Origin of the sequence: Paraburkholderia sp. RL17-368-BIF-A, assembly GCF_046054045.1 — a bacterium.
GTDB lineage: Bacteria > Pseudomonadota > Gammaproteobacteria > Burkholderiales > Burkholderiaceae > Paraburkholderia > Paraburkholderia graminis.
The window spans coordinates 75,841-88,749 of record NZ_JARESN010000021.1; the positions used below are offsets into that span (position 1 = coordinate 75,841).

At 63.4% G+C, this 12,909-nt stretch carries 10 protein-coding genes; 2 read left to right on the plus strand and 8 right to left on the minus strand.

Annotated features, from left to right (window positions below):
• Positions 1-59 precede the first annotated feature (59 nt).
• On the plus strand, positions 60-1,187 hold the full coding sequence (locus P0D87_RS27535) for an acyl-CoA dehydrogenase family protein (protein WP_216649116.1): 1,128 nt from the start codon (positions 60-62) through the stop codon (positions 1,185-1,187).
• Between the two features lie 133 nt (positions 1,188-1,320).
• Here the strand turns inward: P0D87_RS27535 and P0D87_RS27540 are convergent, their stop codons facing one another.
• A complete protein-coding gene (locus P0D87_RS27540) occupies positions 1,321-2,670 on the minus strand; it encodes an MFS transporter (RefSeq protein ID WP_053860610.1) in 1,350 nt (449 codons plus the stop codon).
• A 56-nt stretch (positions 2,671-2,726) separates the two neighbouring features.
• Entirely contained in the window at positions 2,727-4,658 is a 1,932-nt protein-coding gene (locus P0D87_RS27545) for an alkyl/aryl-sulfatase (RefSeq protein WP_053860609.1), read from the minus strand.
• Between the two features lie 164 nt (positions 4,659-4,822).
• Here P0D87_RS27545 and P0D87_RS27550 point away from each other — a divergent pair, with 164 nt between their 5' ends.
• Positions 4,823-5,752 (plus strand): LysR family transcriptional regulator, encoded by a 930-nt coding sequence (locus P0D87_RS27550; protein WP_053860608.1) that lies wholly within the window; start codon positions 4,823-4,825, stop codon positions 5,750-5,752.
• 112 nt (positions 5,753-5,864) lie between these two features.
• On the opposite strand, the gene P0D87_RS27555 is transcribed toward P0D87_RS27550, so the two are convergent.
• The 6 genes from P0D87_RS27555 to P0D87_RS27580 form a co-directional block, all read right to left on the minus strand.
• On the minus strand, positions 5,865-6,128 hold the full coding sequence (locus P0D87_RS27555) for a hypothetical protein (protein WP_006052190.1): 264 nt from the start codon (positions 6,126-6,128) through the stop codon (positions 5,865-5,867).
• A 64-nt stretch (positions 6,129-6,192) separates the two neighbouring features.
• A complete protein-coding gene (locus tag P0D87_RS27560) occupies positions 6,193-6,849 on the minus strand; it encodes a sarcosine oxidase subunit gamma (protein WP_053860607.1) in 657 nt (218 codons plus the stop codon).
• On the minus strand, positions 6,839-9,841 hold the full coding sequence (locus P0D87_RS27565; protein ID WP_053860606.1) for a sarcosine oxidase subunit alpha family protein: 3,003 nt from the start codon (positions 9,839-9,841) through the stop codon (positions 6,839-6,841). The genes P0D87_RS27560 and P0D87_RS27565 overlap by 11 nt, the downstream gene beginning before the upstream one ends.
• Complete coding sequence (locus P0D87_RS27570; protein WP_006052193.1) at positions 9,838-10,152, minus strand: sarcosine oxidase subunit delta; 315 nt, start codon at positions 10,150-10,152, stop codon at positions 9,838-9,840. The genes P0D87_RS27565 and P0D87_RS27570 overlap by 4 nt, the downstream gene beginning before the upstream one ends.
• A 44-nt stretch (positions 10,153-10,196) precedes the next feature.
• Entirely contained in the window at positions 10,197-11,441 is a 1,245-nt protein-coding gene (locus tag P0D87_RS27575; RefSeq protein ID WP_006052194.1) for a sarcosine oxidase subunit beta family protein, read from the minus strand.
• Between the two features lie 66 nt (positions 11,442-11,507).
• Positions 11,508-12,902 (minus strand): L-serine ammonia-lyase, encoded by a 1,395-nt coding sequence (locus tag P0D87_RS27580; RefSeq protein WP_006052195.1) that lies wholly within the window; start codon positions 12,900-12,902, stop codon positions 11,508-11,510.
• Positions 12,903-12,909: the final 7 nt, after the last annotated feature.

The following is a 12,909-nucleotide window of genomic DNA, read 5'->3' on the forward strand; positions in this document are numbered from 1 at the left end:
CCCCCGTCGAGCACATTCCCTTAACGCAAGGACGACTGATGAATAAAGACGTATCCAGCCTGTTCCTCAGTGAACAGCAGATTCTGATTCGCGATACCGCGCGGCGTGTGGCGAGGGAAATCGTCGCGCCGACAGCCGCGCAACGCGATCTGGATTCCGCGTGGCCGCATAAGGAACTGAGGGACCTGGCCGAGCTCGGCTTTCTCGGTATGCTGATTCCCGAGGAATACGGCGGCACGCAGGCAGGCGTTCTCGACTTCTGCCTCGCACAGCACGAATTCGCAGCCGTAGATGCGGGGCTTGCGACCATCCTGCATGTTCACAACTTCACGGCAATGTGCATCGCGGAGAACGGCACCGACGATCAGAAGCGCCGCTTTCTGCCGGACATGGCAAGCGGCAAGGCGATCGGCGCGTTCCTGCTGTCGGAGCCGCATGCCGGATCCGACACTGCGGCATTGCGCTCGAGCGCCGTGCGCGACGGCGACCATTACGTGCTGAACGGCAGCAAGCAATTCATTTCGAACGGCAGCGAGGCCGGCGTCGGCATTGCGTTCGCGATCACAGACAAGGCTGCCGGCAAACGCGGCGCGACTACGTTTATCGTCGATACGTCGAAGCCTGGCTATGTCACGACGCGCGTCGAAAGCAAGCTGGGGCAGCACACGGCTCACACGGCGCAGATCACGTTGGACAACTATCGCGCGCCGGCTTCGGACATGCTGGGCGCCGAGGGCGACGGCTACCGAACGGTCATGGGCGGATTGTCCGACGGGCGTATCGGCATTGCGTTCATTGCCGCGGGGGCCGCGCGCGCCGCGCTCGACGCCGCGGTGAAATACGCGAACGAGCGCGAGGCTTACGGTGCGCCCATCGCGCGGCTTCAGGGCGTTGCGTTCGATCTCGCCGACATGGCCGCGCAGGTCGACGTCGCGTTCCAATACTGTATTCATGCGGCCAGGTTGCGGGACGCCGGCGTCGATTGCGTGAAGGAAGCGTCGATCGCCAAACTGTTTGCCAGTGAAATCGCCGAGAAGGTGTGTTCGACCGCTTTGCAGATCCACGGCGGCTACGGCTATCTGTGCGACTTTCCGGTGGAGCGCTATTTGCGCGACGTGCGGGTGTGCAAGATTTATGAAGGCACGAGCCACATCCAGAAGCTCATCATCTCGCGCTGCATCGCGTGAGGCCAGCGGGCGAAAAAGCGGATGCAAAAGCGGACACCAAACAACGCTCCGGCCTGCTTACTGGCCGGAGCGTTGTTTCGTTTTTGCAGATCAGATTTCGCAGATCACCGGTGCCTCAAGCAAATCTGCTCAGTCACCGCGCCACGATTTCACTAGCGGCCGTATCCCGGGCGCCGTTATTCGCCGATTCACCGGCCGACTCGCCGCCTAGCCGTCGAAGCGAACGTGCCGGGTTGATGAACACGACGCCCACTGCGCTGCCCGCCACCAGCAGCGCGCCGCACAATACGAAAGCCTGTTCGTAACCGCTTGCGGCGCTCCCCGCTTGCACCAGGCGGCCAGTCAGTACGGGAGCAACGACACCCGCGAGCGATGCAATCGAATTACCGATTGCGAGTATCGCGCCGCGCTGCTTGAAAGGCGTGACTTCGTCGAGAATCGCGGGGCACATCGAGTAGCTCAACGTGCCAAACGCTATCGCGCAAATAATGGCGATTTCGCGGACCAGGAGCGAGAGGTCCGGTACGACAAGACAGATGAACATCGTGCCGCCCACGACCTGACACGCGGCGGCTGTCCAACCGCGCGCGAAGCGTGAAGGCACGCCGCGCGCGATCAGCCGTTGCACGCCGAACGACACCATCAGCGAGAGCGGTATGCCGAACGCGATCGCCACCGCGTAAAGACGGCCGGAGGTGAGCGCGTCGTAGCCGAGACCTCGCTGGAAATACGCGGGCAGCCATGTGAAGACGAGCACGATTGCCCAATAGGCGACGAACTGCATCAGCATGCTCGCGAGCACGGTCGGGTCCGTCAGCAGTCGACGGTAAGGCACGCGAGCGCGGACAGCGGCGTTGGCGCTCGCGCCGGCGTTGGTGGCGGTCACAGCGGCAGCAGGCGCGTCGTCGATGGTGCCTTCCCTGCCGAACATCAGCCACGCCGCGGACCACGCCATGCCAACCACGAACAGGATCAGGAAATTCGCGCGCCATCCCCAATGCAGCGTGATCAACGGAACCGTCACACCAGCGATCAGCAGCCCGAGCGCCGCACCCGCGCCGATCAGCGACACCGGCAGAATGCGCTTGCCGGCCGGAAACCATTTGTAGACCGCATGAATTGCGACCGGATAAGCCGGCCCCTCGGTGAACCCGAGCGCGACGCGCGCCGCGATGAACACGGCCATCGACGCCGAGAACACCAGCGGAATCTGACACACGGCCCACGAGAGCGCCATCGCGAGCAGCAGCCATCGGGCGGCGACCCGGTTCGACAGGAAACCGCCGGCTATCCCGCCGAGCGAAAACAGCCAGAAGAAGCTGCTGCCGATCACCCCAAACTGCGCGGGCGAAATGTTCAGCTCGCTCATGATCGGGACGGCCAGCATGCCGACCACGATCTTGTCGACAAAGTTGGCCATCATGAAAACGAGTAGCAGAAGCGCCATGCGCCAGGCGGTTCGCGGCTGATAGTGCATATTCATTTCATCCTTCGATGGTGTTGCGCGGACTGATGGCCAGCGTCGAATCGGCTCAAGGCTCAAGGCTCAACAACGTTGAAGTGACCGTTAAACGTATCAAGCGTGGCGAGCATCGCGAGAAACTGCTGCTCACCCGCGACTTGAATCTCCGCTTGCCGGATCGCGTCGCCAAAGCCCGTCTCGCCCATCAAGATGCGGTCAAGCGTTGCGCGGGTCATGGTGAGCGTGACGTGCGGCGCTTGCCGATGAACGCCCGGCCAACTGCTGAGTGCGCCATGCTGAAGATTCAGCGCAAAGCGCTTGCCGGTATCCGTGAACTGCCAGTCGATTCGCAATTCCAGCGCCTGCGCCTTCAGGCCGTCGACGCGCACCGCGAGATAGTCGAAGAACATCTGGTCGCTCATCGCGCGCACCATGTCGGCGCTGCGTTTGCCGTAGGCCGGCGCAAGGCCCAGCCCTTCGCGAAGCTCGCGCGCGCCGAGCAGGAACGCATTGCGCCACGTCGCGGATTCGGCCTGATAGCCCATCTGCTCGAGCGCTGCCGCGCCGAGCTCGCGCGCTTCGCGCAAGTCCGGCTGTGCAAACACCAGATGGTTCATCACCTGCGCTACCCAGCGGTACTCGCCGAGTTCGAAGTCCCGGCGCGCGCGCTCGAGCACGGCCTGCGCGCCGCCCATATACTCGACGTAGCGCGCGCCGGCCTGCTCCGGCGGCAACGCGTGAAGATTGCTCGGATTGCCGTCGTACCAGCTCAGGTAATACTGGTAGATCGCCTTGACGTTGTGCGAGACGGTTCCGTAATAGCCGTGCGCGTGCCACTCCGCGCTCAGGCTCTCCGGAAGCCGCATGCACTCCGCTATCTCGAGCGCGGTCATGCCGTGATTCATCATGCGCACGGTCTGGTCGTGCAGGAACTTGTACAGGTCGCGCTGCTGTTCAAGAAAGCTCGTCATGCGCGCACTGCCCCACGTCGGCCAGTGATGCTGGGCGAACACCACATCGGCATGCGGCGCGTAGCGCTCGAGCGAGCGCGACAGATAGCGCGACCACAACAGCGCGTTGCGAACCTGCGCGCCGCGCAACGGACACAGGTTGTGCATGGTGCGCGTGCCGTTCTCCGCGAGATTGAGCGCGCGCAGTTGCGGAAAGAAAAAGTGCATCTCCGCCGGCGCTTCGCTATCGGGCGTCAACTGAAAGACGATTTCAACGCCGTCGATCACATGCGTCTCGGTCTCCTCGCAAATCAGTTGCGTCGGCTCGATCAGTGTTAGCGTGCCGCGCGGCCCATTTTTGCCGAGGCCCGAATCGATCTGGCAGCAGGCGCTGCGTGCGAGCGTATGCCCGAACTGGAATTGCGCGCGGCGGATCATCACCGTCCCCGCAAGCACGTTTTCGGCGACGGCCTCTTCCATGAAACCGTTCGGTGCGATCACGGCGACCTTGCCGTCGCGCACGTCCGCCTCGGTGACGATGCCCTTCACGCCGCCGAAGTGATCCGCGTGGCTGTGGCTGTAGATCACCGCCACGACCGGCCGCGCCGGACGATGCGCGAGATACAGCGCAAACGCGGCCTGTGCGGTTTCCTGTGTCGACAGCGGATCGATGATGATCAGCCCCGTATCGCCTTCGACGATAGTCACGTTCGACAAGTCGAAGCCGCGCACCTGATAGATGCGCTCGGTCACCTTGAACAGGCCGTGGATCGCGTTGAGCCGAGCCTGACGCCATAACGCGGGATGCGCGGTTGCCGGCGCCTCGGGATCGTCGAGAAAATCGTAGTCGGCAAGCGTCCAGACCAGGCGGCCATAGGCGTCGCGCACTTCCGCATCCGGGATCGTCGCAATGAAGCCGCGCCGTGCTTCTTCTTCGTCGAGATAGTCCTCGACGGGCAACTCACGCCGCGCCTGCTGTTGGGCCGCGATGGTGGCCGCCGTGGCGGCGCGCGGCACGGCAGGCTGCGCCGGGGCTTCCGATGATTGAACAGACGACATGGTGGATTCCAGAGGCGTTAAGACAATCGACAGCGCACGCGGCCACATGGCCAGCCCGGTTTGTCGGAAGTGCCGGGACAAAAAAGCGTGCCCTATTGGAGCCTGGCCACACATATAATTCAATTGCAAGTTTGTCATCGCAACGCTGCAAAGGACGCATAGCCTTGAACCTGAAACGGCTTGAACATCTGATCGCTGTCGTGGAAGCGGGATCGCTCGCCGCCGCGGCGCGGCGCGTTCACCTGTCGCAACCCGCGTTGACGCGCAGCATTCAGGCGCTCGAGGCGCAAGCCGGCTTGCCGCTGTGCGAGCGTGGCCCGCGCGGCGTCAAACTGAACGCCGCGGGGCAGATGGTGGCCGAACGGGCAAGGCGAATTCTGTTCGAGACCAACAGCCTCGCCCGCGATCTGGTTCTTCTACAGCAGCATGAAGTGGGGAGTGTGGACTTCGGGCTTGGGCCGCTGCCGGCCGCGATCATGCTGCCGGAGGTGCTCTGCACGCTCAATCGCGATTGGCCTGGGCTGCGCGTGAACGCGGAAGTCAATGAAGGAGAAGCGCTGGTCGAATCGCTGCGCACGGAGCGGCTCGACTTCGTCGTGGTCGAACATCGTTACGCCCCGCTCTCCGCGGAACTGAAAATTCACCGCTTGCCTGTCGAGCCTGCCGGCTGTTTCGTTCGTCCGCAGCATCCGTTGCTGGCGGGCGAGATGACAGTGGAACGTCTGCGGCAAGCCGCGCTCGCTTGTGTGCGCGCGCCGCATAGTGCGCAGCAAAGGATGCGTGAGGTTCTCGGCTGCCTGCCGGGCGAGAACCTGCGCTTTCAGGTCGTCACCAACGATTTTCATGCGCTGGTTCATGTCACGCGTCGCTCGGATCTCGTCCTGCTGTCGCCGACGCGCGCGGTGCAGAACGAATTGCAGACCGGCAGCCTCGTGCAGTTGACGGTCCCGGCGATATTCAACCTTTCCGCGCAATTCGCCGTGGTCAGCCTGACGCAGCGCGCGCTGTCGCCGTCCGCGCAGCGGGCGATTGTCGCGATCGAGGCCGCGAGCGGTTCGACAGCAAGCGCGTCATTTCCAGAGCAGCCTGCGTAGGCTGAATGCACTCGCTCGCGGATGCGTCTCGCCAGGACCAAAAAGAGGTGCGAGGTCAGTGCCCGGTAACAGCGCGGCCAACACATCACAACGCCGAATCGAAAGCCCACGCCTACGAACGCATGCGCGCCCGCGCCGCGCCCGCAATGCGCGCGAGCGTCTCCGCACTCAAACGCGCGGCGACTTTCCGCACATAGTCATGATGCCGCGCCTGCAACGGCGCGCCGAGTTGCTGCGCGAGCAGATAGCGGATCAGCGCAATGCGCCGGTGCCGCAGCAGCATGCTTTGATCGAGCAGCGCGAGCGCGGCATCGGCATCGCCTTGGTGGCACGCGCGCTCGGTGAGCCGCGCGGTGACGACACGGGTCGACGTCATGTGGGTCCCGCAACGGGAAAACCGCGAGCGGCGCGTGAGAGCAGCGCTCGCGGCGTGACGGCGGTCACGACATCAGCGGCTCGGCTGCGTCGAGCATGATCTTCACGAAGTAATCCGCGAAGCTGCGGCGCACGACGATGTCGAAGCTGTCCGCGCCGGTCGGCACGAGCGTGATCGACGCCTTGAAATAATGGCTTTGCGCGCACTGCCCTTCGCCGAACAGCTTCGGATGAAGATCGAGCGGACAGCCGCGCGACAGCACTTCACGCGTACGCGTGCCGCTGATTTCGAGCACCGTATAGCCGCTGCCGATGTCCACCGCCGACGCGAATACCCCTGCAAACGCAGTGCCGAGCGCCGCTTGCAACGGCGCGGTGCGCGTCGCGTCGTGCGTCATCGCCGAACGCACGAGCCACTCGTCCGGGCCGAGCCACAGCATGTCGTAGCCGTTGTCGCGCGCGATCGTGTTGGGTGTCTCCGGCGGCTTGCAGCCGAGCACCTGTTCGACTGCCTGCACGAACGCGGCGTCGCGCGTATCGCCGCGCACGTTCACGAGTTGAAGAAACGGCCGCTCGGTCAGCCTGAATGCCGCGGTCGCCGAAGCCTGATGCTTCTTCAGGAGCGCATCCACACCCACGAGCGGCGACTCCTGCCACACGCCGGTCTGCTTGCCGACGGCGCGATCCACCACCGACGCCGCCGTTTTCGTTTCATTCCACATGTTGACGCGCTCCTTCGCTGTCGTAGAACACCGAGCTGGTGATCTTCGCTGCAATCTGTTTGCCGCTCGAAAGCGGGACCGTGACCGTTTCGCCGATCTTGTCGAGGCCGCCCTTCACGACCGCCATCGCGATCGAGCGCTTGAGAATCGGGCTGTAATAGCTCGACGTGACGTGTCCGAGCATCGGCGCGGTCTCGCCCTGGAACGGACCCGCGACGATCTGCGAGCCTTCGGGTATCACGAACGACGGATCGTCCGCGAGCAGTCCGACCAGTTGCTTTCGCCCCGCCTTCGCCGTGTCCGAGCGCGTGAGCGAACGCTTGCCGAGAAAGTCCTTCGACTTCGCGACGAGCCCGCCCATGCCGACGTCATACGGCGTCATCGAACCATCGGTATCCTGACCGACGATGATGTAGCCCTTCTCCGCGCGCAACACGTGCATCGTTTCCGTGCCGTACGGCGTGATGTCGAATTCGGCGCCCGCGGCCATCAACGCTTCCCACACCGCGCGTCCGACGTTCGCCGGCACGTTCACTTCATACGCGAGTTCGCCCGAGAAGCTGATGCGCATCACGCGCGACGCCGCGCCCGCGACCGTGCCTTCGCGATAGCTCATGAACGGAAACGCCGCGTTCGCGAAGTCGATGTCGTGGCAAACCTTTTGCAAGACCTTGCGGCTATTCGGGCCGACCACGGCGAAGGTCGCCCAGTGATCCGTGACCGACGCGAGGCGCACGCGCATGTCGGGCCACTCGGTTTGCAGCCAGCGTTCGAGCCAGGTGAGCACGCGTGCGGCGCCGCCGGTCGTGGTCGTCATCATGTAGTGCTGGTCGGCGAGGCGCACGGTCACGCCGTCGTCGAAGATCATGCCGTTTTCGTCGAGCATCAGACCGTAGCGGCACTTGCCGACTTCGAGCTTGCTCCACGGATTCGTATAGACCCAGTTCAGCAGCTTCGCCGAATCGGGGCCCTGAATGTCGATCTTGCCGAGCGTGGACGCATCGAGAATGCCGACGCTCGTGCGCACCGCGAGCGATTCGCGCGCGACGGCCGCATGCAGGTCTTCGCCCTTCTTCGGAAAGTACCAGGGGCGCTTCCAGTTGCCGACGTCCTCGAATTCCGCGCCGTTTTCGACGTGCCATTCGTGCACCGCCGTCTTGCGCACGGGATCGAGAAACTCGCCGAGCTCGCGCCCCGCGAACGTGCCGAACGTGACCGGCGTGTAGTTCGGGCGGAACGTCGTCGTGCCGGTTTCCGGAATCGTCTTGCCGAGCGCCTGCGCGAGAATCGCCATGCCGTTGATGTTGCCGAGCTTGCCCTGATCGGTGCCGAAGCCCATCGCGGTATAACGCTTCACGTGTTCGACCGACTCGAAGCCTTCGCGCGCGGCAAGGAAAATATCCGCGGCCGATACGTCGTTCTGGAAGTCGACGAACTGCTTCGGCCCACGCGTGGCGAGTTCGCGTCCGCCGACGAGCCACAGCGGCTGCATCTTCGCTTCGGTGATCTCGGCGACTTGCACGGTGTTCGGCCGCTTGACGATATAGCCCGCGGCGCGCGCGGCTTCGACGCCGGCATCGACGGCAAAACGAATGCCCTGGCCCAGCGTGAAGTCGCCATTGCAGGCGCCCACGCTCGTCTCCGGCTGCATCGCCTTGCCGGGCACGAAGCAGGCTTTGTCGTCATGCCAATGTGCCTTGCCGCCCGATTGCGCGAACAGATGCAGCACGGGACTCCAGCCGCCCGACATCGCGAGCAGATCGCACGGCAACTCGCCTTGCTTGGCACCCACCTGACCATTCGCGTACGAAGCGACATCGACGGAAGCCACGCGCAGTTTGCCGTGCGCCGCCGTGATCACCGCACCGCTGATCACCTTCACGCCATAGCGGCGTGCGAGCGCGGGCAACGTTCCCTTCGATTCGCCCGCGCGTGGGTCGATCACCGTGACTTGCGCGCCGGCTGCTTTCAGATCGAGCGCGCATTGATAGCCGTCGTCGTTATTCGTGAAGACGATCGCGTCGCGGCCCGGCAGCACGGCATAGCGATGCAGATACGTCGACACCGCCGACGCGAGCATCACGCCAGGCAGATCGTTGTTGCCGAACACGATGGGCCGTTCATGCGCGCCGGTCGCGAGAATCACGCGTTTCGCGCGGATTTTCCACATCAGTTCGCGCGTGCCCTTGCGTTGCGACACCGGCAGATGATCGGTCAGACGCTGAGTAACGGTGACGAGATTGTGGTCCTGATAGCCGAACGCCGTGCTGCGCGACAGAATCTTCACGCCGGGCATTTGCCGCAATTCGTCTTCGATCTTGTGAACCCATTGCAAAGCCGGCTTGCCGTCGATCTCCGCGCGGCACGACAGCAGCGAGCCGCCGAGTTCCGGCTGATCGTCGACGAGCGTCACGCGCGCGCCCGACAACGCCGCTGCATGCGCGGCCGCGAGACCCGTCGGCCCGCCGCCGACCACCAGCACGTCGCAATGCGCGAAGCACTTGTCGTAGCGATCGGCGTCGAGTTGCTCCGGCGCCTTGCCGAGACCTGCCGCGTCGCGAATCACTTCTTCGTACTTCGGCCAGAACTTGCGCGGCCACATGAAGGTCTTGTAGTAGAAGCCCGCCGGAATAAAGCGCGCGATCTTCTGATTGACCGCCATGCGATCCTTCTCGATGCTCGGCTTTGCGTTCACGCTGTTCGCGACGAGCCCCTGATACAACTCGACTTCAGTGGCGCGCGCATTCGGCACCGTGTACGCGCCCGTTTCGAGTTGCACGACGGCATTCGGTTCTTCCACGCCGGCGGTCACGATGCCGCGCGGCCGGTGATACTTCCAGCTACGCGCGACGAAATGCAAGCCGTTCGCGAGCAACGCGGAAGCAAGCGTGTCGCCCTGATAGCCCTGATACTGGCGTCCGTTGAAGGTGAACGTGAGCGGCAATGCGCGGTTGATGCGCCCGCCATTCGGGAGTCGGTCTTTCTGGCTCATTGCGTCTTGCCCTCTTGTGCGTTGCCGTCGTTGCTGTCCATCTTCAGCAGCGGACGGTCGAACGTTTCGTAGCCCTGAATCTCATAGCTCACCGTGTCGCGCTGCGCCTTGAACCAGCGGCGGCAGCCTTGCGCATGCATCCATTGCTCACGATGCACGCCGCGCGAATTCTTGCGCATGAACAGGTAGTCGCCCCATTCCTTGTCGGTGAGTTTTTCGGTGTCGAGCGGACGCATGATGTCCGCTTCGCCGCCGCAGGAAAATTCGGTTTCGGCGCGTGGCCCGCACCAGGGGCATTCGATCAGCAGCATGGTTGTCTCTCTATCTGGCTCAAGTGCGTGAGTGCCTGAGTGCGTTAGTGGGCGACGGCGGCGGCGCCGTGTTCGTCGATAAGATGGCCCGTATAGAAGCGGTCCAGCGAGAACGGCGCATTCAGTTCATGCGGCTCGTCTTTCGCGATGGTGTGCGCGTACGCCCAGCCCGAACCCGGCGTCGCCTTGAAGCCGCCCGTGCCCCAGCCGCAATTGAAGTAAAGGCCCTTCACGTCGGTCTTGCTGATAATCGGGCAGGCGTCCGGCGACACATCGACAATGCCGCCCCACTGACGATTCATCCGCACGCGCGAGAACACCGGGAACATTTCGACGATGGCTTCGAGCGTCCCTTCGATAATCTGGAAACTGCCGCGCTGACCGAAGCCCGTGTACTGATCGACGCCCGCACCGATCACCAGATCGCCCTTGTCGGACTGGCTGATATACGCGTGCACCGCGTTCGACATCACGACCGTATTCACCACCGGCTTGATCGGTTCCGACACGAGCGCCTGCAACGGATGGCTTTCGAGCGGCAAGCGCACGCCGGCCATGTCCGCGAGCGTCGACGTATTGCCCGCGGCCACGATCGCGACTTTCTTCGCCTTGATGAAACCCTTCGTGGTGTCCACGCCCGTCACCTGGCTGCCGTTACGGCGAATGCCCGTGACCTGGCAGTTCTGCACGATGTCGACGCCGGCCTGATCCGCGCCGCGTGCGAAGCCCCATGCCACCGCATCGTGACGCGCGACGCCGCCGCGCCGCTGAATCGACGCACCGAGCACCGGATAGCGGCTATTCAGATTGATGGTCGGCTCGATTTCCTTGATCTGCGCGGGCGTGAGGAATTCGGCATCGACGCCGTTCAGCCGGTTCGCATTCACACGGCGCTCGGTGTCGCGCACGTCCTGCAGCGTATGCGCGAGATTCATCACGCCGCGCTGGCTGAACATCACGTTGTAGTTCAGATCCTGCGAGAGTCCTTCCCACAGTTTCATGGCCTTTTCGTAAAGCGCGGCCGACTCGTCCCACAGATAATTCGAGCGCACGATGGTCGTATTGCGCGCCGTATTGCCGCCGCCGATCCAGCCTTTTTCGAGCACGGCGACATTGCGCACGCCGTGTTCCTTCGCGAGGTAATAGGCCGTGGCGAGACCATGCCCGCCGCCGCCGACGATCACCACGTCGTACTCGCGTTTGGGCTCGGGACTCTTCCACTGCCGTTCCCAGTTCTCGTGATACGACATCCCGTTGCGCAATAGGCTGAATATCGAATAGCGGCTCATCATTGATCCTTGTGGGTACTGTCGGTGCTTGCTGCCTGATGCTTCATGAAATATGCAATGCTTGCTTCAACATTCGATGACGTTCACGGCCAAGCCGCCGCGCGACGTTTCCTTGTATTTCGTCTTCATGTCCGCGCCGGTTTCGCGCATCGTCTTGATGACGTTATCGAGCGACACGTAGTGCTGGCCGTCGCCCTTCATCGCCATGCGCGCGGCGTTGAGCGCCTTGATCGCGCCCATTGCATTGCGTTCGATGCACGGAATCTGCACGAGTCCGCCGACTGGATCGCAGGTCATGCCGAGGTTGTGTTCCATGCCGATTTCCGCGGCGTTTTCCACTTGTGTCGGGGTGCCGCCCATTACGGCGGCGAGCGCCGCGGCGGCCATCGAACAGGCCACGCCGACTTCGCCCTGGCAGCCCACTTCGGCGCCCGAGATCGACGCGGTTTCCTTGTAGATGATGCCGATAGCGGCAGCGGTCAGCAGGAAGTCGACGATGCCTTCGTCGTTCGATGCATGCATGAACTTCACGTAGTAGTGCAGCACGGCGGGAATCACGCCGGCTGCGCCATTGGTCGGCGCGGTCACGACGCGGCCGCCCGCGGCGTTTTCTTCGTTGACGGCCATTGCGTAGAGATTGACCCAGTCGAGCATGGAAAGCGGATCGCGCAGCGACTCTTCCGAACGCGAGCGCAATTGCGCGCAGAGGTCGGCGGCGCGGCGCTTCACATGCATCGGTCCGGGCAATTCGCCGCGCACCTTGCAGCCGCGTTCGACGCAAGCCGACATCGCGCGCCAGATCGCGAGCAGGCCGTCGCGCACTTCCTGTTCCGGGCGCGCCGCGCATTCGTTTTTCAGCGTGATTTGCGCGATCGAAAGGCCGGTTTCGCGGCACACACGCATCAGATCATCGCCGGTACGAAACGGATGCGGCACTTCCGCGCCGGCGCGCACGCCGTTCACGCGATCGCCTTCGCGATTCACCACGAAGCCGCCGCCAATCGAGTAATACTCTTTTTCTACAAGCAGTTGCCCGTTTTCGTCGAATGCCTGAAAGCGCATGCCGTTCGGATGCACGATGCTCGAACCGGGTGCGCCCGGCATCAGCTTGCGGAAAAAGCCGATGTGTTCCCGCTCGTCGAATTTCACCGTGTGCTTGCCGAGCAACGCAAGCTGCTTCGTCTCGCGGATGGCCTGCAAACGCGGCTCGACCGTGTCGGGGTCGATCAGTTCCGGCAGGTTGCCTTCGAGTCCGAGCAACACCGCCTTGTCCGTGCCGTGCCCCTTACCGGTCGCGCCGAGCGAGCCGAACAGCTCGACCTTCACGCGGCGCACGAAGGCGAGCAGATTGGCATCTTCGATATGCGACGCGAAGCGGCAAGCAGCGATCATCGGCCCGACCGTGTGCGAGCTTGAGGGACCGATGCCGATCTTGAAGAGATCGAAGACGCTGACGTTCATGGCGTTC

What these genes read in the sequence shown, in the direction of transcription:
- P0D87_RS27540 (WP_053860610.1), bottom strand. Translation starts at nt 2,670, where the DNA reads ATGAATATGCACTATCAGCCGCGAACCGCCTGGCGCATGGCGCTTCTG.
- P0D87_RS27545 (WP_053860609.1), bottom strand. Translation starts at nt 4,658, where the DNA reads ATGTCGTCTGTTCAATCATCGGAAGCCCCGGCGCAGCCTGCCGTGCCG.
- P0D87_RS27555 (WP_006052190.1), bottom strand. Translation starts at nt 6,128, where the DNA reads ATGACGTCGACCCGTGTCGTCACCGCGCGGCTCACCGAGCGCGCGTGC.
- P0D87_RS27560 (WP_053860607.1), bottom strand. Translation starts at nt 6,849, where the DNA reads ATGTGGAATGAAACGAAAACGGCGGCGTCGGTGGTGGATCGCGCCGTC.
- P0D87_RS27565 (WP_053860606.1), bottom strand. Translation starts at nt 9,841, where the DNA reads ATGAGCCAGAAAGACCGACTCCCGAATGGCGGGCGCATCAACCGCGCA.
- P0D87_RS27570 (WP_006052193.1), bottom strand. Translation starts at nt 10,152, where the DNA reads ATGCTGCTGATCGAATGCCCCTGGTGCGGGCCACGCGCCGAAACCGAA.
- P0D87_RS27575 (WP_006052194.1), bottom strand. Translation starts at nt 11,441, where the DNA reads ATGAGCCGCTATTCGATATTCAGCCTATTGCGCAACGGGATGTCGTAT.
- P0D87_RS27580 (WP_006052195.1), bottom strand. Translation starts at nt 12,902, where the DNA reads ATGAACGTCAGCGTCTTCGATCTCTTCAAGATCGGCATCGGTCCCTCA.